The sequence below is a fragment of the Zhongshania sp. genome (genome assembly GCF_029212375.1).
In the GTDB taxonomy this organism is placed as follows: Bacteria; Pseudomonadota; Gammaproteobacteria; order Pseudomonadales; family Spongiibacteraceae; genus Spongiibacter.
On record NZ_JARGNU010000023.1, the window covers coordinates 24,876 to 49,821 of the forward strand.

19 protein-coding genes are annotated in these 24,946 nt (G+C 50.3%); 9 read left to right on the forward strand and 10 right to left on the reverse strand.

Translation table 11 applies throughout. The features are described 5' to 3' along the window. Positions 1-19: 19 nt before the first annotated feature. The 3 genes from P1U47_RS16910 to P1U47_RS16920 form a co-directional block, all read right to left on the reverse strand. Positions 20-322 (reverse strand): transcriptional regulator, encoded by a 303-nt coding sequence (locus P1U47_RS16910; protein ID WP_301030377.1) that lies wholly within the window; start codon positions 320-322, stop codon positions 20-22. Between the two features lie 3 nt (positions 323-325). Continuing rightward, the gene (locus P1U47_RS16915; RefSeq protein ID WP_301030379.1) at positions 326-1,267 is read right to left on the reverse strand and encodes a sodium-dependent bicarbonate transport family permease; all 942 of its coding nucleotides are present in this window, start codon (positions 1,265-1,267) and stop codon (positions 326-328) included. Between the two features lie 152 nt (positions 1,268-1,419). Then, complete coding sequence (locus P1U47_RS16920; protein ID WP_301030380.1) at positions 1,420-2,349, reverse strand: cation diffusion facilitator family transporter; 930 nt, start codon at positions 2,347-2,349, stop codon at positions 1,420-1,422. A gap of 156 nt (positions 2,350-2,505) precedes the next feature. On the opposite strand from P1U47_RS16920, the gene P1U47_RS16925 reads away from it, so the two are divergent. Further along, on the forward strand, positions 2,506-3,711 hold the full coding sequence (locus P1U47_RS16925; RefSeq protein ID WP_301030381.1) for a TMEM143 family protein: 1,206 nt from the start codon (positions 2,506-2,508) through the stop codon (positions 3,709-3,711). Here the strand turns inward: P1U47_RS16925 and P1U47_RS16930 are convergent. From P1U47_RS16930 to P1U47_RS16950, 5 genes are all read right to left on the reverse strand, one after another. Then, the gene (locus P1U47_RS16930; protein WP_301030382.1) at positions 3,688-4,413 is read right to left on the reverse strand and encodes a 4'-phosphopantetheinyl transferase; all 726 of its coding nucleotides are present in this window, start codon (positions 4,411-4,413) and stop codon (positions 3,688-3,690) included. The two genes, P1U47_RS16925 and P1U47_RS16930, sit on opposite strands and share 24 nt — an antisense overlap. Before the next feature lie 51 nt (positions 4,414-4,464). Continuing rightward, positions 4,465-5,805, reverse strand: a complete 1,341-nt coding sequence (locus P1U47_RS16935) for a glycosyltransferase (protein ID WP_301030383.1) — start codon at positions 5,803-5,805, stop codon at positions 4,465-4,467. Positions 5,806-5,883: 78 nt separating this feature from the next. After that, entirely contained in the window at positions 5,884-9,987 is a 4,104-nt protein-coding gene (locus tag P1U47_RS16940; RefSeq protein WP_301030384.1) for an amino acid adenylation domain-containing protein, read from the reverse strand. A 541-nt stretch (positions 9,988-10,528) separates the two neighbouring features. Beyond that, the gene (locus P1U47_RS16945) at positions 10,529-11,518 is read right to left on the reverse strand and encodes a sulfotransferase (RefSeq protein ID WP_301030385.1); all 990 of its coding nucleotides are present in this window, start codon (positions 11,516-11,518) and stop codon (positions 10,529-10,531) included. Positions 11,519-11,837: 319 nt separating this feature from the next. Beyond that, positions 11,838-12,299, reverse strand: a complete 462-nt coding sequence (locus tag P1U47_RS16950; protein WP_301030387.1) for a hypothetical protein — start codon at positions 12,297-12,299, stop codon at positions 11,838-11,840. A gap of 450 nt (positions 12,300-12,749) precedes the next feature. On the opposite strand from P1U47_RS16950, the gene P1U47_RS16955 reads away from it, so the two are divergent. From P1U47_RS16955 to P1U47_RS16975, 5 genes are read left to right on the forward strand one after another with little or no spacing between them, the layout of a single operon-like run. Next, positions 12,750-16,412, forward strand: coding sequence for an ATP-binding protein (locus P1U47_RS16955; protein WP_301030389.1), 3,663 nt, complete (start codon positions 12,750-12,752; stop codon positions 16,410-16,412). After that, entirely contained in the window at positions 16,409-17,029 is a 621-nt protein-coding gene (locus P1U47_RS16960) for a hypothetical protein (protein ID WP_301030391.1), read from the forward strand. The genes P1U47_RS16955 and P1U47_RS16960 overlap by 4 nt, the downstream gene beginning before the upstream one ends. Further along, positions 17,026-18,255, forward strand: a complete 1,230-nt coding sequence (locus tag P1U47_RS16965) for a hypothetical protein (protein WP_301030392.1) — start codon at positions 17,026-17,028, stop codon at positions 18,253-18,255. Before P1U47_RS16960 ends, P1U47_RS16965 begins: the two co-directional genes overlap by 4 nt. Next, positions 18,231-19,085: a hypothetical protein gene (locus P1U47_RS16970; RefSeq protein WP_301030393.1), complete on the forward strand. Its 855-nt coding sequence runs from the start codon at positions 18,231-18,233 to the stop codon at positions 19,083-19,085. Before P1U47_RS16965 ends, P1U47_RS16970 begins: the two co-directional genes overlap by 25 nt. Positions 19,086-19,141: 56 nt before the next feature. Next, entirely contained in the window at positions 19,142-19,312 is a 171-nt protein-coding gene (locus P1U47_RS16975; protein ID WP_301030394.1) for a hypothetical protein, read from the forward strand. A gap of 78 nt (positions 19,313-19,390) precedes the next feature. On the opposite strand, the gene P1U47_RS16980 is transcribed toward P1U47_RS16975, so the two are convergent. After that, entirely contained in the window at positions 19,391-20,329 is a 939-nt protein-coding gene (locus tag P1U47_RS16980; RefSeq protein ID WP_301030395.1) for an integron integrase, read from the reverse strand. Between the two features lie 381 nt (positions 20,330-20,710). On the opposite strand from P1U47_RS16980, the gene P1U47_RS16985 reads away from it, so the two are divergent. Together P1U47_RS16985 and P1U47_RS17620 are read left to right on the forward strand one after the other, a co-directional pair. After that, on the forward strand, positions 20,711-21,166 hold the full coding sequence (locus P1U47_RS16985) for a GNAT family N-acetyltransferase (protein ID WP_301030396.1): 456 nt from the start codon (positions 20,711-20,713) through the stop codon (positions 21,164-21,166). A 16-nt stretch (positions 21,167-21,182) separates the two neighbouring features. After that, the gene (locus P1U47_RS17620; RefSeq protein ID WP_366943191.1) at positions 21,183-21,695 is read left to right on the forward strand and encodes a YgjV family protein; all 513 of its coding nucleotides are present in this window, start codon (positions 21,183-21,185) and stop codon (positions 21,693-21,695) included. 49 nt (positions 21,696-21,744) lie between these two features. Here P1U47_RS17620 and ltrA read toward each other — a convergent pair whose 3' ends face one another. After that, positions 21,745-23,067, reverse strand: coding sequence for a group II intron reverse transcriptase/maturase (ltrA, locus tag P1U47_RS16990; protein WP_301030398.1), 1,323 nt, complete (start codon positions 23,065-23,067; stop codon positions 21,745-21,747). 626 nt (positions 23,068-23,693) lie between these two features. Between ltrA and P1U47_RS16995 the strand changes: the two genes are divergently transcribed. Beyond that, positions 23,694-24,788, forward strand: coding sequence for a DUF3800 domain-containing protein (locus tag P1U47_RS16995; protein WP_301030399.1), 1,095 nt, complete (start codon positions 23,694-23,696; stop codon positions 24,786-24,788). Positions 24,789-24,946: the final 158 nt, after the last annotated feature.

The window sequence follows — 24,946 nt, forward strand, 5'->3', positions numbered from 1 at the left end:
GTAGCGTAATTCGAATCTGCTAAAACTTCTCTGGTCTAATCACTTCCACATCGCTCGTAAACAGAATCATGGCGTAGTTATCGTAGTAGCTTTCTTTTAGATGGCTGGCAATCTGGCTGGCGATAGCCGCGTCACTTACCACTTCTATGCGAATATTGCCGTTGGCATCCCACGCTGCATTGCGCACGCCGCGGCCACCTTTGCCCCGCGCATCGGTAATGGTGTAGCCCTGAGCACCTAGCCGCTCTATATCCTTGATTAAGATATTTTCAAGCGCCGCTTCAGTCACAATAGTTAGCAGTTTCTTTATATTGTCGCTCATCGCTTAAGCTCCGAAAAAGGCGTGAATATATTCCGCCATCGCGTAATAAATGGGAATGCCGATCACCACATTAAAGGGGAAGGTGATGCCCAGTGATGCGGCCAATGACAGGGTCGGGTTTGCCTCGGGCACCGAGATCCGCATTGCCGCTGGTACGGCGATATAGGAGGCGCTGGCGGCGAGTATGGCCAGCATTGCGGTGCCGCCCACGGAGAAGCCCAGTAAACAGCCGGTGGCCGCACCAAGTACCGCCGACAGCATCGGCATACTAATACCAAACACGATCAGGAAAACGCCGTACTTTTTCAGGCTGCCCACGTGCTTAGAGGTGATTAGGCCCATTTCTAAAAGGAAGAGGGCTAAAATGCCTTTGAATAAATCGAAGAACAGGGGTTTGATCGACGCCAATTGCTCGGCCCCGGCAATCCAGCCAATGAGCAGGCCGCCAATCATTAGAATGATGCTCTTACCCAGTAGCACTTCGTGGCCAACTTGAGCCCAGTTGGTTTGCTTAGAAAAGCCCTTGGCGATCACGATGCCGACCAGAATCGCGGGAATCTCCAACATCACTACAAACAGCGGCATTTGCTCCTCGTAATAAATTCCCCTTGCGCTCATATAAGCTACGGCTACGGCGAAGGTGCCCATACTTACCGAGCCGTAGTGCGCGGCAATAGAGGCCGCGTCCACCCGACTAAAGCGGCCTAGGTAGCGCAGGAGAGGGAAGGCAATCAGGGGCAAAAGGATACCGAGGCCAATAACCACTAGCATCTGCGGCAATAATTCAAGGAAGGGCTGTTTGGCGAGTTCGATACCGCCTTTCATACCAATGGTCAGCAGCAACATAATGCTAACAAGATCGTAAATGGCGGGGGGAAGTCGCAACTCTGAACGCAGCAAACCGGCACTGAGACCAAAGATAAAAAATAAAATGACGGGATCCATTATGGCGTATCAAACCTCTTGCCAGACGCTAGACAAAACAGGCTAGCGATTGCGCGCAATCTAGCGAATGCAGTGTAAATTAGCGAATCATTTTCGCTGACAAAGCCCGAAATCGATGGGAAATATTCACAGATCGGGAGCGGCGTTGCTACTCAGTGATGGTGATCGTGATTTGGGTGCTCGTGGTTTAGGTTGGGGCTAAAGCGGCCAGGTAAATCGCGGCAGTTTTCCTTGGGAAACTCCAGCTCTATAGTGGTGTGGCTCAACTCATACTTGGCCATGGCGGCGGCGATATTCGCTTTAAAAACAACCAGCTCAGGCTGCGAATAATCTTGGTTTAGGAGCAAGTGGGCGGTTAGCACATGGTGTTCGCCGTCGAGTGACCAGAGGTGAAGGTGATGAATGTCGCTAACATGGTCAATCGCTTGCAGGTCGGCTTGGATTTGACTGCGCAGCGCCTGATCCGGTGTGGCCTGCAAAAACAGGCGTAGGGTTTCTAACAGGGTTTTTACAACATTGAATAAAATGAATAGGGTAAAGCCGATGGAGAGCAGGGGGTCGAGTATCGGAATTTCCACCACCATTAGCACAAGCGATAACACTAATATGGCGACCCAGCCCAACACGTCTTCGAGTAAATGCCAGTTGAGCATGCGTTCGTTCAGGGTTTTGCCGTGGCTCAACTGGTAGGCAGCATAGCCATTTACGGTAACGCCTAAAATGGCTAAACCGAGCATACCGGTAGCGTCGGGCATTTCTGGGTTGGCCAGTCGCGGTATGGCTTCGCTTAAAATCCAAATTGCGCCTAATACCAGCACCACACCATTAATTAACGCGCCAAGCAGGGAGAAGCGCCGGTAGCCGTAGCTGTATAGTTGGCTGGCCTCTTTGTTGCCGATCTTGTTTAACACCCACGCGGAGCCAATGGCTAAGCAATCTCCAAGATCGTGAACCGCGTCGGCCATAATTGCAGTGCTATTGGTTAAATAGCCACCAATAAACTCAATAATGGTGAACACAAAATTTAGCGCAAAGGCTAGGCCAATACGTTCTGAGGCGGTGTGATGGTGGTGGTCGTGCATTATTCACCTCAGTTGGGGCCTTAGGGCCAAAAATGCTAAAACAATATACCTCGCAAAAACAATAGCCTATGCTGCGTGGCTATGTCGAGAAAGGAAACGTGCAAGTTAATCAGGGATACATTGCTAATTACAGCATAACGTTAAAAGGTTGTTGCCATGCCGAAACTGGCTTTAGTCCGCTTTATTCCCTTCCGCCGCGCGGATATTTTGCAAATGTGCCTGCAAGAAGCGCAGTTAGACACCGCTGGCTTGGCGCAATTTCAAATGGGTGCTGCCTATATAGAGCGCCATTTTTGCGATGATTTTCATCGAGTAAAACACCGCCTTAAAGACGCCTACTTTAGCCTAGATCCCGACGCCGATACGCGCTTGGTACACCTTGATAACAGCGATAATACCGCAGACCTCGCTCGGCAAATATCGCAATTACTCGAGCGGGCAAATTACGACAAGGTCACGCCAGAGGTTTTGTCTAGGGCGATGAATTCTAGCTCCTTGTTTAATATAAGGTTGGTGGTGAGCTTGGATGATTTTGCCGAGGTCTTGCTATACACCCGCGGGGTTAGTGAGCGCACCGAGGAAGTCCGCGGGCCCTTTAATCTTTGGCGAAAAAACGTTGAATTTATCAATTACGACCGTGTGGTTTTGTATTTGCGGTTTAAAAGCGAAATGGATAAAGACAGCCCATTTCCCGACTGCCGTCCCGGCTCAACCATGCTCAAGCTGTTTCAAAATGTGCCGGAAGGCGATTTGGAAATGCTGTTTCCCAACACCCAAGTTGGCATGCGCCTGCGTGATAAATTGATGATTGGTATACCGGCGCTGGTGAGTGGCGGCATTGTGCTTACCACTAAACTTGGTGCCACCTTGGTTTTAACTGGCTCGCTACTGGGGTTTTGGCTGGGTTGGCACAACGAGGCGGTGGCCTTAGACCGCAAGGCGCTGATTGTACTGCTGGCGGGGGTGGCGACGATTGGCGCCTATTTATGGAAGCAATTTAGCAATTTTAAAAATCGTAAATTGCGGTTTACCGAAGCCTTAACGCGGAATCTCTATTTTAAATTACTAGACAATAATGCCGGTGTTATTTACCGCCTTTTAGACGACGCCGAAGAGTCTGAGTGCAAGGAAAGCCTGCTGGCCTATTATTTTTTGCTGGCCGCCCAGCAGCCCTTGAGCGCACAAGAACTGGATCAGCGCATTGAAGTGTGGTTTTCTCAGCGCTGGCAGTGCCAACTCGATTTTGATATTGACGACGCCCTGCAAAAACTCGCCATGCTCAATTTGGCCTATCTCGATGGCGGCTATTGGCGCATTTGCGCAATTCAAAATGCACCCTTAGGGCAGGATATAGGTGAGTAGGCCTATGGGGTGTGATTGCCAACGCACCTGCACTTCACGTCCGGCGTAGAGGCTGGGGCTGAGATTTGTCAATAACTGCAATGTTAGTTGACTAGCCGCAGTGTCGATGCCGCTAAGACCCACATCGAGAAAATCAAAATACCGCCCCACAGTGGGGTAGAGAGCTTTAAAAAGACTTTCTTTGGCCGAGAACAGCAGCGTAAAGGCAAATGCAAAGTTGTGACCACGCTGCTCATCTATAAATCGATTACAGAGCATCTCATGTTCTTGGGGGCTAATTATACTGCTCTGGATCTGTTGCGCACTTGCGCCGTCAATAATGGCTTCTAAATCCAGACCTACGGCAACATCGCTGTGCGTGGTGCGATTTGTTCGTTGCATAACGCAGACGGCGTGATTTGTACTGTGACTAATAGAGGCCTCAACGCTTGCTGGCCACAGTGGGTTGCGCTGCGGGCCAATACCAATCTCGACAGGAGTTAGCTGCAGATGCGCCAGCGCCATTTTGGCTAGGTAGCGGCCCGCTAAAAATTCGGCCTTGCGCTGCGTATTGGCTCGTTGCAACGCTGCGGGAAAGGCGATAGCAAACTCATCAAATAAACTATCACGATAAAAACCGCTATTGAATTGACAGCAAAGGCCAATGCTATCTTGGCTCGCAGCACAAAAAGGTAAAGGCGCAAGCTCGCTAATAAATGTCATGGTGAGGCGCCAATGATTGCTGTTGCAGGTGATAGGCCAACAAAGAAGTGATTAGGCTGGCTGGGCAAAACTCGACTCTTTGGCCGGTATTGGCGCCGACTCCGCTGCGGTGGTGGTTGCACCTTCAACCGGCGGAATATACCCCCAGTCTTCTAATAAACTAATTGCCCGAGCAACTCCGTCTTCGGCATTGATGCACTTGGCCATGGCGCGCGCAGCGTCTTGCATTGTGCTTGCCGAGGCCTGCGCAATAGCCTGTGCAAGTATGTCTGGGCTAAGGGCTTTTCTGTTTAACGCCGGCGGCGCAATACCGTTTTCGGCGAGTCGCCACGCCCAAAATGGCTGATCGCCAAAAAACGGAATGACTACCGAGGGAATGCCCGCGCGAATAGTGGCCGCTGTGGTGCCAGCGCCGCCATGGTGGATTGCCATTGCAACGCGGGGGAACAGCCAGTCGTGGGGGGCAGATTGAATCACATGAATATTGTTTTGATTACCGTCGGGCGGCGTCATGCCGCCCCAGCCGGTGGCGATAATGGCGCGCTTGCCAGTGCGGCGCAGGCCCTCGTAAATAATCTTGCTCAGTGCGTCGGCATCGTCGCCGAGCATGCTGCCAAAGCCGATGTAGACCGGCGGCTCGCCAGCGTCGAGAAATGCTTGCAGTTCATCTGGCGCCTGCCATGTTTTGGCCTCGTTGAAAAACCAATTACCGCAAACTTGAATTCCCTGCGGCCAAGCGGTGGAACGGGGTAACAGGCTGGGGCTGTAGGCGTATAAAATTCGACGGTCTTCATGACTAATGCGGTAATAGGGGCCATACCACGGCAGGGCGCTCAGACCGAGTTCGCGTCTGACCATACCATAGGCCGGACTCAGCATTTGCCACGTTACGGTGCGCAGCACCGTGTATAACAGTATGTTTGCCCTGCCACCGCGGGGCCGCTTTGGCGGTGGCATCATCATTGGTGGAATATCTGGGCAGGGGGTTACTGGCTGCAGATGCGTTTCCACCATGGGAATCTTCAGTGCTTCGGCCAAGGAATTCGCCAACACTGCGACCATGCCATTGCCCAGCAACAGGTCGGCGTCTTTGGCTGCCGCTAAGCCCTGCGCCGCCCAGTCAGCGGCCATGGTTTTAAGGTGGTGGCGCGCAGTGCTCATTAAGGCAAAGGGGTTTAGGCCGCGCTGCAGGGCGCGGGGGTCTTTGGCCATTACTTCTAAAAAGTCGGCGCTGAGCTCGGCAAAGTCCAAACCATTGTCGCGCACCAGTGCTTCGCAGGTTTTGCCGCTGGCAATGCGCACCGTGTGACCTTTGTTTTGCAGGCCTTGGCCAAGGGCGATGAAAGGCCTTACATCGCCTTGGGTGCCAACACTAAAAATAGTGATATTCATAAACGTCCAAACAAAAATGCATTGCTTAAGGCGAGTTTCACTCGCCTTAATTTATCTGCGGCTTTTGACGGCCAATGATTACCGGCTGCCTTTTAATTGCAGTTCGCTGGCAATGAGCGGGCCAATAAACTCCAGTGGCGCTGCGTCAAACATTTGCTGGTGATGGCAGTCGATATGCTGAACGCTAAGCTTGCCAACATGGTTTTGCCAAACCCCTGGGTTTTGGTGCAACACGTCGCTAATTTGATTTTCGGCGGGGTGGGTGGCGGCAATAAAAAGCATATCGGTTTTAAGTTTGCCGGGCACAAAGCGCCGCGACAAGTCGAGATTGTTTTCAATAATCCGCCGTACGCTGGCGATGATATCGCTATTGGCTTGCTGCATTTCCTTCACAAAAGGCAGGTTCGCTATATCGTATTCATCACACAGAAATTCGGTGAGATTGTTCATAGTTGCCGGCTTTTCGCCCAGAGCATTGGCAGCAAAGCCCATAAACGTGAGAGCGCTGTGAACTAACTGGCGCTCTTCCATTTGCTGCGGGGTTTGTTGCGACGCGTTTTGGACGTAAGGATAGGCATCTAATACCGCCAAGAAAGAGACTTGCTCACCGCCGAGTTCAAGACGGCGCGCGACTTCGTGGGCAAGTAAACCCCCCATCGACCAACCCAATAACTGATAGGGGCCAGCGGCCTGCACGCGACGAATATAGCTAATATATTCCTCGGCAATTTCGCCAATACTCGCGGGTAAGTCTTTTTGGAAGTGCTCAAGTCCACGGGCCTGCAAACCATATATGGGTTGCTCTGTGCCTAAGTAGCGACTCAGGCCAGCGTAGGCCCAGCTTAAGCCCACCACCGGATGAATACAAAACAGCGGATTTGCCAAGCCCGTGGTTTTTAATGGCAACAATTGGCTAAGCGGATGCACTTGGCGCTGGGTCTGCAATTGCTGGGCGAGTTCGGCAATGGTGCTGGCCTCGAATACGGCTGCCAAGGGAATATCCCTTTGCATCAGTTCGCGCAGGCGGGCGACCATGCGCGCGGCGGTGAGCGAGTCGCCGCCAAGGTCAAAAAAGCTGTCGTGAATACCCACTTGCTCAATTTCAAATACCTCAGCCCACAAGTTTGCGAGTTTACTTTCAAGCTCATTGCGGGGGGCGATGTATTCGCGGCTGATTTGCCACAGGGGCTGAGGCAGCGCTTTGCGGTCGAGCTTGCCGTTTACATTGGTGGGCAGATGTTCCATTACGGTAAACACCGAAGGAATCATATAGTCGGGCAGTGATTTTTCGAGTTCGGCCCGCAAGGTACAGGTGTCAATATCGTGCAACAAGCCATCACTTTGTAAGCTAGGTACGATGTACGCGGCCAAACGTTTTTCACCGCGCGGGTCTTCGCTAAGCGTGACCACCGCTTGGCGTACGCCATGGCAGCGCTGGATATTGGCCTCTACGTCTTCCGCTTCAATGCGAAAGCCGCGAATCTTCATTTGAAAATCATTGCGGCCAAGGAAATCGAGCACGCCATCGGCGCGCCAGCGAGCAAGGTCGCCGGTTCTATAAAGGCGGCCCTCACCAAAAGGATTGCTTAAAAAGCGCTCGGCGGTAAGCTCTGGGCGATGCAAATAGCCCTGCGCAACACCGGTGCCGCCAATGTACAACTCGCCAATAGCGCCAATGGGAACCGGCTGCATGGCTTGGTCGAGCACATACATTTTAGTGTTCCAAATGGGGCGACCAATTGGCGGCGTGTCGAGATCGTCGCCATCCAAAACCATCAGGGTAGACCAAATAGTGGTTTCGGTAGGGCCGTAAAGATTGACTACGGGGTGGCCAAGCTTGCGCATTTTGCGTGCGAGGTGAGCGGGTAGCGCTTCACCGCCAACCAGCGGCCGCACACCACTAATTTGCTCGGCGTGATCGGCGATAAGCGCCTGCCAGTGCGAGGGTGTGGCTTGCATAATGCTAATGTCATTGCGCTGAATAAGCGCGGCCAAGGCAGCGGGGTCTTTGGCGGTGCAGCGGTCGGCGATATGCACACTGGCGCCGGTCATTAGGGGAAGGAATAATTCCAAGGCGGCAATGTCGAAGGCGACGGTGGTCAGCGCTAAAAATTTATCCGCTGGGCTGAGCGCCAAATTGTCTTGCATGGCCAATAAAAAGTTAAGCAGGCTGCGATGTTCGATGACCACGCCCTTGGGGCGACCAGTCGAGCCAGAGGTGTAAATAACGTAGGCGGGGGTGTCGCCCTTGATTTTGGCTTTTAACTCGCTGTGACGCGGCGTGTGGCTTGGGTAATCGCCTAGCGCTAGCGCTTCTATATGCAGGGTCTTGGCCGTGACATTAATCAGTCCAGCGGCGATGTCGGCGGTGCTTAATAATAAATCGGGCTTACCTTCTTCGAGCACTAAGGCGAGTCGCTCAGCGGGCGCAGTTGGGTCTAGGGGCAGATACGCTGCGCCGGTTTTTAAAATGGCCAGCAGCGCTATGGGCATCCATTCGTTGCGGGGCAAGGCGATGGCCACAATATTTCCGGCGCCAATATTATTGGCCAGTAAAACGTGGGCAAGGCGGTTTATCTCTTGATTTAATTCGCGGTAATTTAGTGTTGTATTGTTACTAACCAGCGCGGTTGCTAAGGGTGTCTCAACAACTTGGGCATCAAAAAGTGCCGGCCAGTGGGTGTTGGGTAGGGGCTGATCGGTGTCGTTCCAAACGGTCATTAATTGACGGCGTTCGATGCCATCTAAGAGGTTAATCTTGGCTATGGTCTGCTCGGGCGTGGCTAATACAGAGTCGATCAAGCGGCAAAAGCGGTCGCGGTGGCTGTCTAAATCCTGTTGGGTGTACAGCGCGGGGTTGGCATCGAAGTCGATGCTCAAACCGGCATTGTCGCCGCGGTCGTAAATGAATACCGTTAAGTCTTCTACCGTGCCGTTGCATAGATTTTCAGCTAGGCAGGTGTGGCCGCCAAAGCCTAAGTCGTAATCAAAGGGCTCTATGTTCACGCCCACCCACGAAATTTGCTGACCTTGGCCTAATAAGCCCAATTCACGGCGCAAATCTTCGTAGCGGTATTGCTGATGACGCAGCGAGGAGCGCACTGTTTTAGCCACTTGCTGGAAAAGCTGCGGCAGAGTTTGCTCTGGGGTCATGCTTAAACGAATGGTGACCGCATTGGCCATCATGCTTGGAATACTGCGCATCGCTTTGCTGGCGCGAGCAGAAACCGGCATACCAAACACCAAATCGTCGGCGCCCGTCATGCGGTAGATATAGGCTGCAAATAGGGAAATTAGCACCTGAGGTAAGCTGCCCTCAGAATTTTTACCCAGTTCGCGGAGAATACGGCTGTTTTCTACCGAGATTTTTGCACTGCTGCGCCGCAGTCCGCCAGCGCGATTGGCATTGTGCCGAGTTAGAGATACAGGTTCTGGCAGGCTTTGCAGTTGTTCTAGCCAGTAGTCGCGGTCGCGGTCAAAGCGGCTGCTACTGCGGTAGGTAGCTTCTTGCGCTAATTGATGGGCAATGGGTAAAAATGGGGTGGGGCCAATATCGCGCTGGGCCAGTAAAGCGTTGTAAATATCGGCTAGGCGGCGTGCGATTATGCCCGCGCCAAAACCGTCGAGCACAACATGATGGCAGCGGTGGTACCAGTAGTAGCACTGTTCATTAATTTTAAGTAGTGCGCAGACCCACAGCGGATCGCAGGCTAAGTCAACTGGGCGACTTAGCTCGGTCATCATCCATGATCTGGCCGCTGCGCGAGGGTCGCTTTCACTGCTCACATCAATAAAAGGGAATTCGCCCTTGTAGCTGTCTAATAAAATTTGACGGGGGCCTTCAGTGGTGTCGTGAATTTCTAAACGGGTGGTTTCTGCCTCAACGGTGATTTGCTTTAGTGCGGCGAGAAATAAAGCTGGGCTCATTTCACCTTGAATTTCGCAGTATTCGGCAACGTTGTAAATGGCGTCGTGGGGGCCGATCTTTTCACCAAACCAGAGGCCGCGCTGAGATTGCGCCAGCGGTAAAATACATTGCTCTAATTTTAGCTTGTGAGCACGGTCGGAAAGGCGGCCTTTGGCGAGATGTTTAAACGCATTGGCGTCTAGCGCTAAATAATCTTGATCTGGTTTAGATTGATGTTTGGCAATGGGCGCCTTAATAGCGATGTTTTCAGTCATCGGATCCGTCTCTTCACGCTGTATTTTGAGTCTGGGACCGAAGTGGTGTGGCCAGTTTTAGCCATTACGCTGGCGTAAAACAGGGCGCACGAAGTGCAATGTCTTAAAGAGACTGTTGTGTGACATAGTGAGATGTTGGTTGCTAATAGTAAAACAACGTACCCATCGCTGTGCCTGCACAGCCCCAATAAGAATCGAGCCTCCCTTCGATTTCCTATCACTCGGCTGTGACTTAATAATACGTACTTATACCGAGGCATACACGAACCTAAGTGTGACATAGTGCTCATGAATGATAATTGGCACTGAACTTTTGGGAAGTAGCTTAGACCTACTACACAAAAAATAAGAAGTGAGAAAATCTGTGAAAGACATCTGCATAAAGATTACATTTATAGGCTTATGTCCACAGTTAGTAATAATGAATGTTGAGTAAAAGTCGAAAATTAGTTTGCGAGCAAAACCAAACCGTTATCTCTACCGGTTTGGCTTTGTTGTATGAGGCTATAGCGAGTTTGATTTGGGGTTGGGCGGGTGCTGTCTAGGAGTGAGCCGCCGCGTCTAGCATTGCCGACAGCTGCGCTTGGTAGTTCTCTAAAACAGGGTTTAAATTATGACGTTGGCGCACGGTCATGGCATTTGGGGTATCGCACAGATCAATATTAAGCAGTGGCTGCAACTTTTGCATTGCGGCGCTTGGGTCGGCTATTAACTCTGCATAATCGAGCTCGATTGCGTGACTGCTAGGCATACTCGCAATTTCGCTGCGGTAAATGGCCACTTGTTTGGCAAGATCCTTAGCCAGCAGTGACCGGGCCGCGAGGCTGGTTAATTTTCTGCCCAAGCCAGCGCGGCAGCCGCGCAGTATTTGCCACGCGCAGTAACCGGCGCGGTAGCCGCGACGGCCATGGCCGGTGTCTAAAAGCATTTCTAAATATTTTTGCGGCCCTTCAATGTAAGCAAGTAAGGCGTTTAACATGCTATTGAGGACGGCGATTGGTTCGCGGCGTATGTAAACGAAGCGCGCCTCTGGAAACCGCGCCAAAATAGATTGCGCGTTGCCGGTGTCCCAAGGATTTTTTAATAATACCGCTTGGCTCCCTGGCTCGACCGCAATCAACTTGCGACACAGCTGGCTGAATAAGGCGGTGTTTTGTTCGCTCAGCTTGAACGTGCCACTTTTTTTACGCAATAAAAATCCGTATTCCTCTACGGCGTCGGCATTAATAGTTGTGCCGTCGATATTGCGGTCAGTGATGCCCATGGCTTTAAAACACCGATTAAGCCGATCTTTGTCGCGGCCTTCGGTGTTGTGGTGGTGATTGAGCAAAAGTCGATCAAAGTACATTAGATGGTAGAGCGTTAAATGCGCCACCGGAAAAGATTTTGCCATGCAGTCGTATAGAAAAGTGGTACCTGAGCGATGCAGGCCCATAATGAAGATAGGTCGTACTGGTATTTTGGCCAACTCGCCGGCGTAGTTAACATCTTCATCTGCACGGGGAAAACAAGGGTCTACAGGGTATTTCAAGGGCTGCCTCAGAGTCAGTTCTAAACGTCAAAATGCCGAGCAAAAATATAGCTGGGCAAGCTAAGCCGCTACTTTACTTGATTGTGTGGCCTGAATGCTGAGTAGCGTTAGGTTCTGAGAGGCAATACACATTTTCTGCTTGTTGTTTAAGCCCCGCCGTATTTCATTGCATGGTTATTAAAAACCACTATGGCGCGGTGTGTGTATATTGGGTTCTAGAGGGGGTGAAAGGGCAATCCTAGCGCTTGATTGAGAATGAAGGGCTCGCAAGACTTGTTCCTTCATTCTCAGATCAATATGCATTAAGGCTTATGCAAAATTACAGTACGCCAGCTAATACAGGGCTGCTGGTATTCACCAAAGTGATTACTACAGGTACTAATTCTCCAGCCAAATCCGGAACAAGCGGCAGGCCACCGCCGAACGCGCCGCTGCCTAGCAAGGAACCTAATTGTGGTGTGAGGGTATTGACCAGCTCTATGACTACTGGAACTGCACTGGCAGCGACGGTACTGGTGAGGTCTGTAACCACAGGTAGAAGACCGCCAACAAGGTCGTTGCTAAGTAATTGACCTAGCACCGGCAAGGTGGTACCTACGCCGTCTAATGCGAGTGGCGTTACGCCGCCCAAGAGGCTGTCGATCGGTAAACCCGCGCTTAGTAAATTTAAGCTTGGCATGCCGCCAGTGCTAAGGCCGCCACCGAGTAGCCCAACAACTTGGGCTTGGCTGGCGCTGCTCATGGATAGGGCGAGAAGTAAGGCTAGGTGATGGGCTTTCATATTTAATTCCTCAAATTAATTAAATTGCTATGACACGAAGCTTGGTAAGCTGAGGGTCATTCAGCAAATTAAGTGCCAAAGGATAATTTATTAAAATTAAAGTCATTATTGTCAGGCTTATTAATATCGGTAGACGCGCCGCTAAGCCTTACAGGGTAGGTGTTTATACTTACCGTGGTCTGGAATTAGCAATAGCTTAAATTTGTGTGCCGAGCCAGAGGCGCATGGTGGTACGGCGGCATAGATATATTTTTCGCTTCATTTTGCAGCACTAGGTCTTCAGGGGCGTGGTGTCTATTAGTGCATTCTAGCGCTGAATGCCCTTATTCATTGCGCTGTAAGGGCCTGAATTATTGTAGAAATAGGCTTAAGTCGGCCCAGCAGGCAGATCCCCCCAACAGCATCACTACTGCTATAATCCGCGTTTTACTCTAGGACAAACGCCCCAGCATGTACGGTCTTAAACAAATAATCATGATCGACGGCCATATTGCCGGCAAAGTAACCCGCATCAATGTCTCTGAAAACGCCAATTTATCGGGTACCAATGGCGCGGGTAAAACTACCATACTCAAGCTATTGCCGTTTTTCTTGGGGATTACCCCGTCTGAGCTAATCAGCAAGGGCTCTACCAAAAAGCCCTTTGTTGAGTACTATTTGCCGCGCCCGAGCAGCTATTTGGTGTTTGAGTACGAGCGCGAGAGCGGCAGGGTGTGCGCGGTTGTCTATCGTCACTCCTCGGGCCGCACGCCTTCGTATCGGTTTTTGCACGCGCCTTTTGCCATCGAACAATTTAGCTTTATTGCGGACGGCGGTAAGCGCCGCTTATTTAATAACCAAGAGATTAGCGGCCATTGGCGGAGTTTAGGGCTGGAGTTCACCCATCGCCAAATAGACACCATTATGGATTACCGCGCCGTTATTCAAAACGACCGCGGCTTGCTCGCTCGCCAACAGGGCTTGCGCGCCGTTGCTGCACGTTACTGCATGGGCGACCAGAAAACCCATATGCAGCATATGGAAAAGCTGGTTCACGCCACCTTGGGCAAAGACAATAAGCTCACCCGCATTAAACTGATGCTGGCCAGAATCATGGAAGAGGAGGGCATTAGCTTTCCTAAAATTACCCTGCACCGAGAAAACGAAGAGTCGGTGCTCAGTATTTCCACCCTGCGAGATTTTCAGGGCCAGCTGCCTGAGTTGCGCAAAGTCATCAATCAAAACAGCGAGCTAAACCTTAGCTACGCAGAGCTCGGCGCGATTATTGGCGGCTTGCTTATTCACGAAGAGCAGACTCAGGCGCGCTTATCCGAGCTTGAGGCGGAGTTCGAGGAAATCACGCAGCGAATTCTAATTGAGAACGAACGCTACGACGGCCAAACCAGCGAGCTTAGCGCCAAGCGCAACGACCTAAAATCGCGCTGCAATAGCCTGTATAACGACATTGAAACCTTGCAGGCCGCCGCCGATGCGTGGGACGAAATGGGTATAGAGGCGATTATTGCCGACTACGCCATGCTGCCATTTTTTGAAACCCAAGCGGCACAGGCCAAGGAAACCCTCGATAGCTTGCTGTCTGAGCAGCAGGATTTAGTGCAGCGCTTTGAACGCCTTGGCGAGCAGGCCAAGCGTGATCATCAGCGCCAAGCGGCAGATATGGACGGCGAACTCGCAATACAGCGTGAGCAGCTTCATCACGCTAAGTCCGACTATGAGGATGAGCGCACTGAGGAGTTTCAAAATCATAGTAAGCACCTTAGCCAGCTTGCCGCGAATCAGCGGCCAGAGCGCGACGCCGCAATGCTTAAGCTCAATGCCGCGCAGGCGGAATACGATAATCCGCCGCTTAGCGAGGAAGAGCGTTTAAGCCTAGAGCTTGCCGAAGCAGCCGTTGAGCGAGCCGAGTTGGCGCTTGAGCACCAAGCCCCTCAGCTCGACAGCCTAAAAAACCGTTATGAGCAGGCGATTAGCGCGCGGGAAAACGCAGAAAGTGAGCGTCAGCAAAGTGCCAATGTGCGCAGCGATATTGAAAAACAATATCGCGAGCAACTGGCGCTGCACAGCCCAGACGACAAATCCTTGCTGTCGGTATTGCGTGAACAGCAGCCAGATTGGGCGCAGAGCATTGGTCGGGTCATTAATCCAGAATTGCTACAGCGTCGGGATTTACACCCCACTAAAACCAGCGGCGACAACCACCATCTTCTTGGTTGGGATCTGAAGCTCGATGCCATCGAAATACCCAGCTACGCCCAGTCGCAAGCTGAACTTCAGCAAAATCTAGATGCGCTTAAACGCCGTGTTGAGTCCGCAAAAAAAGACGAAGAAGCCTGCGAGAACGGCCTGCAAAAGGCTAACAAGCTGGTTCAAGAAGCGGATAGCGCCTTTCAAGAGGGGCGCCATACCCAACAAAATTTAGCGCGCCAGCTAAAAGCGGCCAAAGATGCCAGAGATCGCGAGCGTCAGCAGCAACGCGACATTCGAGTAAATCGCAAACTGCTCGCCGAGCAAAGCCTAAACGACGCCAAAGCTGCCTTTGCCAGCGTGGAAGAGCGCCAAGCCGAGCAGCTGCGGGTATTTAACGAACAGCATCACGAAGCCTTGGCTAATTTGCAGTCTAATTTTGCACAGAGTAAATCGCGTTTAGATTTAGCGATTGATCAGATTCGGCTGCGGCGCAAAGAGTGCGACAGTCAATTAGCAGAGCTGCTGAAACGCAATAAGCAAGACATGGCCCGCGCCCTGCGCGACGAAGGCGTAGACGAAAAAAGAGTAGAAGAAGCCTCAGCAGCGGCCAAGTCGAGTCAGGCTTTTTGCCTTGAGCTAAAAGCCAAGCGCAACGACATCGACAGCTATAAAGAGTGGAAAACCCACAAACTACCTAATATGGCGGGTTACAACACGGCCTTGCGTGAAGCTGAGGCGCAGTTGCAGGAGGTTAACGATAGCCTTGAACGCGCCATGGCCGATCATAATCGCGCTCTAAAATTGAATAGGGCAGAGCAAACCCGTATTGAAGAAGCTCGGCGCCACGCCCGTGACTTACTAGAGCGCCTTCGTCAGCAATTGCAGCAAACTGGCCGCGCCAGCATGGCGAAAACCCCAAGCACCGCCTCGGCAGATATGTTGCTGCACGAAGCGGCAGAATTGCTGAAGCTCCAACAGCAGTTAATTAAAAGTATTCAAGCGGGTATTCGCAACGCCGAGCGAATTCTGAGCAAATCGCCTAACAGTGATATTGCCATTCTCTGGGAGCGCTTGTGCAGCCAAGCGTGGGATGAGTCTGGTTTACTCGCCGACAGTGATGACGCCTGGCGGCAAAAACCAAAGGTAATCGAACATTTACTAGACGACGCACTGCCGCAAATGAAGCGCTCGCTGCTCGCGTCTTTCCAAAATATGGGCGATCAGCTGGCCGATATTTACGCGGGCTTAGGCCGTATTCGCAGCAGTATTAAAACTGAATCGCGGCGGGTTAGTAGAGCCATTGATAATAATCTGCGCTTTAGTGCGCTGAGTAATATCGAGGTTAAATTATCGTCGCGGGTTGAACTGCAAGAGTATTGGGATGCCTTGGCGGCCTTTCAGCGCAGCTGGGTAAATTGGCAGTTAGAACGCAGCGGCGAATTACCGCCTGCCCACGTTGCCGATGCAATGATGGACGCGATCATGGGTCTGCGCCAAAGCCGGATTAGCGACAGTCTGGAGTCGCTTTTCGATTTAGAAATTTCGATCACCGAAAACGGCCAGTGCGCCACCGTGCGCAATGAAGCGCAAATGGAAGATTTTAGCTCCACCGGCCTCATGTATCTGGCGCTGTGCTCAATTTTTGTCGGCCTAATGCGGGAGTTATGCCCAAACCGCGAGGTGTTGATTCACTGGCCGCTAGACGAATTGGGCACCTTGGCCCACGAGAACGTCGATTTATTATTTACCATGCTCAGAGAAAACGGCGTGATGATTTTGGGCGGTTTTCCGTCTTCAGACCCGCAGCTGCTAAAACACTTCACTTATAAGCACGTGATTGAGCAGGGCAAGCCGCTCATCGAATTAGACCTTGCCGAAGATAAGCTCGACGTACTAAGCAAGGCCGCACTGGAGGCAGCACAATGAACGATTTATTTGCCGAAGTGGTCGAGGCGCTGTTGGCTGGCAAGTTTATTTGCGAATATTCAAACCCCGAGCAATTCCAGTTTTTACTAAACGACGGCCGCCGCGACAAGGTAAATCACTACGTCGGCCAGATGGGTCGCGAGTTGCAGTGCTCTCCTGGCGGCGAAACCTATTATTTGGTGATGCAAAGTTTGGCGCGGCCCGAAACTCAGCGCGCCGTGGTTGAAACCATGCGCTCGGTAATCAACGAACTAGAGCCGATTATTCGCTGCTTACAGTTAATCGATTCAGCCCAAAAAAATGACAGTCCGCTACTGCCCGGCGACACCCTGCGCGAAAGCGTGATTCTGCGTGCCATTGAAGATGCCCCCGCGGCGATTGAAGAGTTAGAGGCCCTAGCGCGCAGCCAAAAATTCAAAACTACCGCCAGCGGCCTTGCCGGAAAACTGCGGGGTATTTTAGCCAAACTGGTGGATTCCGGCTATTTGCTGCACCCCAACGAAGGCTTTTACACCGCTACCGGCAAATGGGCGTGGCTCTATGAAGTAATCGATTTTGTGGTGCACCACGAGCATATCGATGTGCAAGAGGAGCACGAGCAGGAGTCGTTGCTATGAGCACCCGCAGCTTATTTGGTGCGCTCTATCAGCATGCCGAGCTAATTGATCAGGGCTATTCTGACCCTGGCATGGAATTGCCAGAAAGCCCCGACATTAGCCGGATAATCGACAGCTTAATTAGTAATAAAATTGCCTGGCGTCCAGATATTTACGGCGGTGTTCGGCTAACCAAACCCGTGCGGGAATTGCTAGATCGTCACCACCAAAAGGAAAGACTACGCCATTTAGACGCCGATATTGGCGGCCGCATCGACTTGATTCGTCGGCAAATGCTGATGTACATCAATGCCGTGCGCAGCGCCGACCGCAGCGACGATATACAAATGCTGCTATACAGTATTCGCGAGCAAGTCTACGAGCTGGCGGAGCTGCTTAAAGACAATACCCGGCGGCTTTGGTATCGGGTAGAAAACGATTTTATGTATGTGGTTTCCATCGAAGCCAAAATTGCCGAGAACAACACCGCCATTGAACAAGCCGAGCGGCTGTCGGAAGCCCTCACTGCCATTAATATCGAGGCCTTGTACGACGACTGTGGCGGCGACCGCCAACTGCGCCAATTATTTGCGGTGGTATTGCAAGACGCGGTGAGCAGTGCGCGCTCAGAACTTATCGACTTGCTGGTACGTATGCGCGCCTCCTTGTTTAAATTTCAAAGCTTGGCGCGCAATGCCCGCAATGTTCGGGCCTTGCAGCGTTTCTTTCAGCACCAGCCGGGCTATCGCTTCGACCATCTGTTTGAGAGCATGCACCTGCCCGCGCCGGCGCGCTTAGCAACGACGCTACTACTGGCGCATACCGCCAATGTGCGCAACCCCAACCAAGAAATTATGCTTAGCGATATGCTCCAAGGCCTGCGCCGTCAGCTGGTTGCCGATGAAGACGTGGTGGCCGTAGCCGAGGATATCGACGACGCGCAAATGCAAACCCAGCTGGTAGCCAGAGACGCCACCACCGCAGCGGCCCGCAATTTCTTTGCTGATTTACTCAGCGCCAAAACCCCAAAAGCCCAAAGCCAAACGGCGTCAGCCAGCTTAGCCGCTGCGCCCACGGGCACCAGTTTAGAGGCGTGGATATACTATATTTACGGCGAGTATCAGGGTATGAATAGCGAACTGCGCAATCTGTTTAAACTGGAATGGCTGGGACGTTTTCATGAAGTTTACGACGGCAATTTTCAAAGTACGGACATCAGGGTATGCCTGAATCGCCCAGCGAATTAAATGCCAAAGATCTAGAGGTATTGCAGCGCGCCTACCGGCGGCGAGAGCAGCGGGTGTCGTACTCAAACGCGTGGCAAAATGCGCACGGCTTGTTACGTATCGGCGTGCGCGACGGTAAATACCTGCATCTCACCGATGAAGACTACGACAATCTTCACCTGAGCATAAAGTCGCTCAAGGGCTTTGATTTGCAAACCGATTCTTTAAACAAGAATAGAGTGGGCGCAGCAAAACTGACCGCCAATGAAAAGCTCGCCAAACACGGCCCCAGCCATAACTACATCCAAATTGCCTGCCGTAGCGAGGTTTTGGTGGCGGGGCAGAGTATTAAAATACCAGCCTACAGCCAACTGCGTTTACGCTATAAGGATCTCGCTCTAGCGCCCCAGCAAAGTATTGTGGTGGTAGAGAACTTAGAAGCCATGAATCACTGGCATCACTTTGTGCTGCCCAGTAGCTTACACAATGCCATTGCGGTGTATCGAGGCCACGATGCACTAGCGCGGGGAGTAAAATCTTGGCTGGCTGAATTACATGCCAGCGGGCAATTTATAGTGTACTTTCCCGATTACGATTTATCCGGTTTGGGTATTGCGCTGAGTGAAACATGCAATGCAATCTTAATCCCTAGCGATGTTGAGGCCGCGCTGCAAATAAATGCCGACAAGCCGAGCGCCTTTGCCGCTCAATACGCCGATTTCAGTTCACTTAAAGCGAGAATTCCTGCAGGGTGGGCGCAACTGTTAACGACCATGAAAGCCGACGCAAGCACAATCACCCAAGAAGCGATGGCGGCCCATGAGCTGCCACTAATAGTGTTAAATCGCTGAGTGATTTACACGGCGTTGCCACCGCATAACGTAAACCTTCTTAACAAGAGAATTTTATGAGCAAGAAAGTAGTCACGTTTGAATACGAAAAAGAAACCAAAAACAGCGTTCGATACAAAGAAGTCCTCGATGAAGGCACGGCGCCCATCGTCGGCTCGTTGTATATTCAAAAATGGTTTGCCGGTGACAGCAAATCGATAGAAGTAACAATCGAGAAAAAGGACTAGCGGCTACTCTCAACACGCTGTAATGCCCAGCCTAGCGTCATTTTGAACTTGGTTCAGAAATTGATGCCGCTGAAGCAGTTAAGCAAAATGACTATCGGCTGGGCTTAAAACGCCTTTTCCGCCGCGATTTACCACGTGGGTATATATTTCTGTTGTGCTTATATCTGAATGTCCCAATAACTCTTGGATGGTACGCAAATCATATCCCGATTCGAGTAGATGGGTGGCGAAGCTATGCCTAAAGCTATGAGATTTTGCGGGTTTATGAACTTTCGCTGCTAGAACAGCTTGTCGAATTTGCTTAGATAATGCAGATGGGTGTAAATGGTGTCGTCGAAGAACGCCAGATCTTGGGTCTTTCCCGATTTTAGTGGACGGGAATAGGAATTGCCACGCAGTTTCTTTTGCGGCCGAAGGGTACTTTCGATTAAGGGCGTCGGGTAAATAAACTTCACCATAGCCATCAATAATATCTTGAGCGTGCAATCGCTCAACGTGCGCAATCTGCTGCTTTAACGCGGGAATTAAGCTTAAAGGCAACATCGTGGTGCGATCTTTGTTGTCTTTGCCACCGCGAACAAAAATATTGTTACTGCCAAAATCAATATCTTTAATTCGAAGTGACAATAGCTCAGCCTTTCGTAAGCCCGAGCCGTACATCAGCTCAACTTGTAAACGGTGAACACCCCGAAGATGAGAAAGAATCGCTGAGACTTCTTCACGGCTATAGACCACAGGGATGCGCCTAGCGCCCTGAGCTGGCTTAAACGCTAGATCACCAATATCCAGCCCCATGAACCGCTTATATAAATAAACCAAGGCATTGAGGGCGATTCGTTGGGTATTTGTAGAGCAAGAGCGCTGTTCTGCTAAATGACTTAGAAATGCCTCAACATCAGTCATACAAAGTTCTTTGGGATGTTTTCGGCCATGAAACCGAATAAACCGTTTTACCCAATGCAGGTAAGTTTGCTCTGTTCGGTAGGCCAGACCATTTCGGCGAATGTGTAAGCGCAATTGGTCCAGGAATCGGCCTGAATTGGGCTAAATAAAAGGGCGAATGTCTTCCATGACAACTCCAAATCTTACTGCTTATAAATACACATATATTGCCGTTGGGTCGTCAAGGCCCGTGAACAAGAGAGCACTTCCCATTAATACCTTAGCGAGTTACTTAACTTATTGAATTTTATAAAAACTGCGATATGATCAGGGGAAAGGAATGTTTGGCAGAAATAAAGGGAAGTAGTCTTCGTTTGACCGCCGCTCGCTAATAGCGAAGCCGTCACATCATTGAATTCCCAATAAATTTTCAATCAACATTAAAGCCCGCTCCTTCATAAGGGGGCCAAAGTGATATATGGCCTGAGTCGTCTGAATAAAACTGTTAGGCATAAAATGAGCATCCGAGCATATATACAAGATGATTTACCCGCGATATTCGATATTTATGATCGATCAAAACTTGATGAACTCAATTTTGAAGATCAGATATTTACGCTTTTACCGCTTAAAGATGATGAGGCGAGATTAAGCGGGCTGATGGAATCAGATATATATGTGTATCAGGATCACAACTGTATCTCTGGCTATGGTGCTGTTTGTGGCAACGAAATTCGAGCCCTTTTTGTTCATCCCAAGTTTAGAGGCAAGGGTGTAGGAAAAAAGGTACTTGAATTTTTATTATCACTTATCCAGGGGCAGCCATGTTTGTACGTTGCAAGTTCAAATCAACCGGCAAAAAATTTGTATGAGTTGTATGGTTTCAGTGTTACAGAGACATTTGAAACCACATATAATCACGAGCCCGTAATTGCACAAAAGATGGTTGGTGCTGTTTTTGGCACAAGATAATCGGAGTTTAGGCTAAATGGAGTTATCTACGGCTTTCGGAGTTTTGGGGGTAATCGCAAATGCGTTGTGGCCTCTTATCAAGCACCGTAAGTTTTTGCTGCTTGGCCAAGTGGTAGCTTGCATTTGTATGTTTGTGCACTTTTGGCTATTGGGTGCTCATACTGGCGCGGCGGTTATGGCTGTTGCTGGGCTGCAGGCAACCTTAGCCATCCCTCTGGAAGCACACCCCAGATTCAAATCAGTTTATTTTGTCTCGCTCCTGTTAATCCCTTTGGTGTCTTGGTTTACGTGGCATGGTCTGCCATCTATATTTTCAACTTTTGCGCTAGCATTTTTCTGTATAGGTAATTTGCAAATTAACATCAAGCACCTCCGTATATTGCTGCTCTGTTGCTTGTTTTGTTGGGTCGGGCATAATTTGTTAATTTCATCCTATCCCGCATTGGTTTCAAACTTTCTTGCACTATGTACCAGTATTTATGGTCTTGTGCGGGAGTTCATGCCTAATCGGGTAGCCGAGGGTCTCTAACCCTCAGCCCCCACAACACCCTGCATGCGGATCCGCACAGGGCGTTTCACTAAGAATGGTGAAGCTTGATCCAACCATCGCGCAATTCGTACAACCCCTGAGATTTTAAATAGGCATTGGATAATGCCTGATTAATCCCCGGTGTTTTGGAACTGCGCCATGGGCCTTTGCTGGTAATACCACACGCAACTGCAGCCTTTACGTGGACGCCTCGACTCATCAGGTTTCTTACTTTGGTTCGTGGCTTTCGCCACTGCCGCCAATAAGCCATCCGTACTCTGCGCCGAATCCAATGATCTAGGTCGACGCACAGTTGATAACAGTTGGCGATACCAAAATAATTAATCCAACCACGTATAAATTGGCTGGTTTTGAAGAGCTGATATTTCATCGATACACCCCAGTTACGATTCGTTAACAGACGAATCCGCTGCTTGAATTTTAGCAGTGTTTTCGAGTGCCATTGAATACGACCAGCCTTGAAGGTAAACCCCAAGAACTTACTCTCACTGGTTTTAACGACGCGACTTTTATCGGTATTTACGACCAGCTTCAAGCGGTTTTGCAGGTACTGGCTGATACTGTGCAGCACACGTTCACCGGCTCGCTGACTTCTTACTATTATCGTAAAGTCATCAGCGTAGCGGGCGAACTTGTGGCCACGTTTCTCAAGTTCTTTGTCCAAAGGATCGAGCATGATGTTCGCTAGCAGTGGCGATAGTGGCCCACCTTGCGGCACACCTTCTCGGCTCTCACCATAGAACTGGTTGTCGACAAACCCAGCTCGCAGGTACAACTTAATCAATCTCAGTAGACGCTTGTCCTTCACCTTGTCACCAAGGTGCGTCATCAGTAAATCATGATTGACTCGGTCAAAGAATTTAGACAGATCGACATCCACCGCAAAGCGGCGACCTTCCTTGATGATGTCTCGAACCTGCTTTACCGCCTGTTGCCCATTTCGATGTGGCCGGAATCCAAAGCTATTGCTTGAGAAACTGGGATCGAAGATGGGCGTAAGGACTTGGGCAATGGCTTGCTGGATCACTCGGTCACAAACGGTTGGAATTCCCAGTTGGCGAGTACCGCCATCGGGCTTATCAATTTCAACACGCCGAACTGGTGATGGTTTGTACCGACCTGTTGCCAGCTCGGTAGTTACCCTAGGCCAGTGGCCAGCTCGTGCCCATACGGGAAATTCGTCGATAGTCATGCCATCAACGCCCGCAGCTCCTTTATTAGCTTGAACGCGCTTCCATGCTGCAGAGAGGTTCTCACGTTGCAGCACACGCTCAAATAGATCGTTACCAAAGGCTGGCTTCTGATCACTACGCTGAATCACGTCATCGCCGGACGGCGTTCGTGCGTTCAAGTGTGACAAGGCTCCTCCTTTATTCTCAATGTTCAGGCCTTCGCCATGTATCAGCCATTACGCTGACCGTTGGGCTACTATGCCGTCTGCTGACTTCTGCTTAATCACCGTCAGAGTTGCCCCTGTCAGCGCTATCGGTTTGTATCTCGTTCGCTCTCCATTGGCGATACACTCAGTGGAGCCAAGGCACTTATTAACCAGAGCCTTACTGGTAGTTTACCGATCGCTTGTTAAGCAGATCTCCCCAGATAAGAGCATGAACTGTCCCCGCGCAACTGCATCATTTACGGTGGCCGTTAGATCACATGGCTTCGTTGTCTTGTGCCAACTCGCCTCCAGCCTACGCCTCATATGATGTTCTTGTTCATCAGCTCGCGGTTTTGCGTCCGGCTTCCTTCAGACCAGACCTCGCGGTCAAGCCCTTGCCATTCGCTAGTAGTTAACATCTAATAACGATCATAAATCGCTAAGGATGGTGACCTTCCTACAGAGGACTTTCACCTCATTAGTTCATGCCCATGCTGGGCGTACACAAATGCGTGCACGGGATGTCAAAAAGCTGCGCTTTTTGCCACCCGTGATGCAGGCGTTATACGTGATCGAAACATTGAAGGGAGTTACTCATTTTGAGCGAAAAAGAAGCCAAAGAAGATGAAAAAGAAGTAGACCCGAAAAAGCTTGAAAAGCTAGAGCGTGAGAAAAAAGAGTTGCTCGCGTCATTGGCAGGAGGGGACTTTTCGAAGCAGAAGACCAAGGTGGCACACATTCTAAACCTCTACCCTGAGTCGCGAAATAGCGATATAACTTTAGCCCTTAAATACTGGGAGACCTTCCAGCCGGACATATATAACCCCCACGGAATCCTACCAAAAGACCTGTTCCGATTAGAGCGTCTGCACTATATCGTTCGCGCAAGAGCCAAAATCCAAAATGAGTACAAGGTCTTTACCCCAAATACGGAAGTAAAACGTTTTCGAAGAAAACACGAAGAAGAAATGAATGAAGCTGTTTTGGAGGACGCAAAGCCAAGGAGACTAGTTCATGTATATGCTGATGAAACAGGAAAAACACAAAATTTCGTAGTTGTATCCTCTGTATGGGTACTTACTGGTCGAGCAGTTTTTACCGTGAGTCAGGCAATTACATCATGGCAAGAGCAATCTCTCTGGGCGAAAAGAGAAGTGCATTTCGCTAAGCTAGGAAAAAAAGACCAAAATACATTAAAAAAGTACCTTGGTGTGATAGTAAAAAATAGAGAATTTCTGAGTTTCAAATCTATAGCTGTTGAGAAGGCGAGAACAAAGCGGAGTATCGAGCAGGTAGTTGAAAAGCTGCATGAACACATGCTTTTGCGTGGGGCCGAGCATGAGATAGAAAGTAAACGAATTGGGCTTCCTCAAAAAATCGAAGTTACTCTTGATCATGAGCAGTCTTTGGACGCTATTGCATTAGACGAATTACGTCGGCGAATAAATAAAGGATATGTTGATAAATATGGAGCAGAGGTTGAAATCACTCAGATAGAAACAATATCTTCGAGGAATAGCCCATTAGTTCAACTTTCCGACTTGGTAGCTGGTGCGATAAATCGAAAAATGAATGGCCCCGAGGAAAAGACTCATAAAGATGAAATGGCTGACCTGATAATTCATATGTTGGACTTACAGTTTGAAGAAGATAAAGTTGAGGGTCTGGACGTAGCAGCACTTTTCAAAATATAGAGCGCGTATAACAAAGCCAGCAACAGCGACAGCTTTTCCGTTGCTCGTTTTGTGGCTTAACGCTACGCTACCACAAAACAATCAACTACAAAGCTGCGCGTTCTGGCGGCGTTCAGGCTGTAGAAAAATACCTATAGGCCAGGCCATTGCTGAATTCT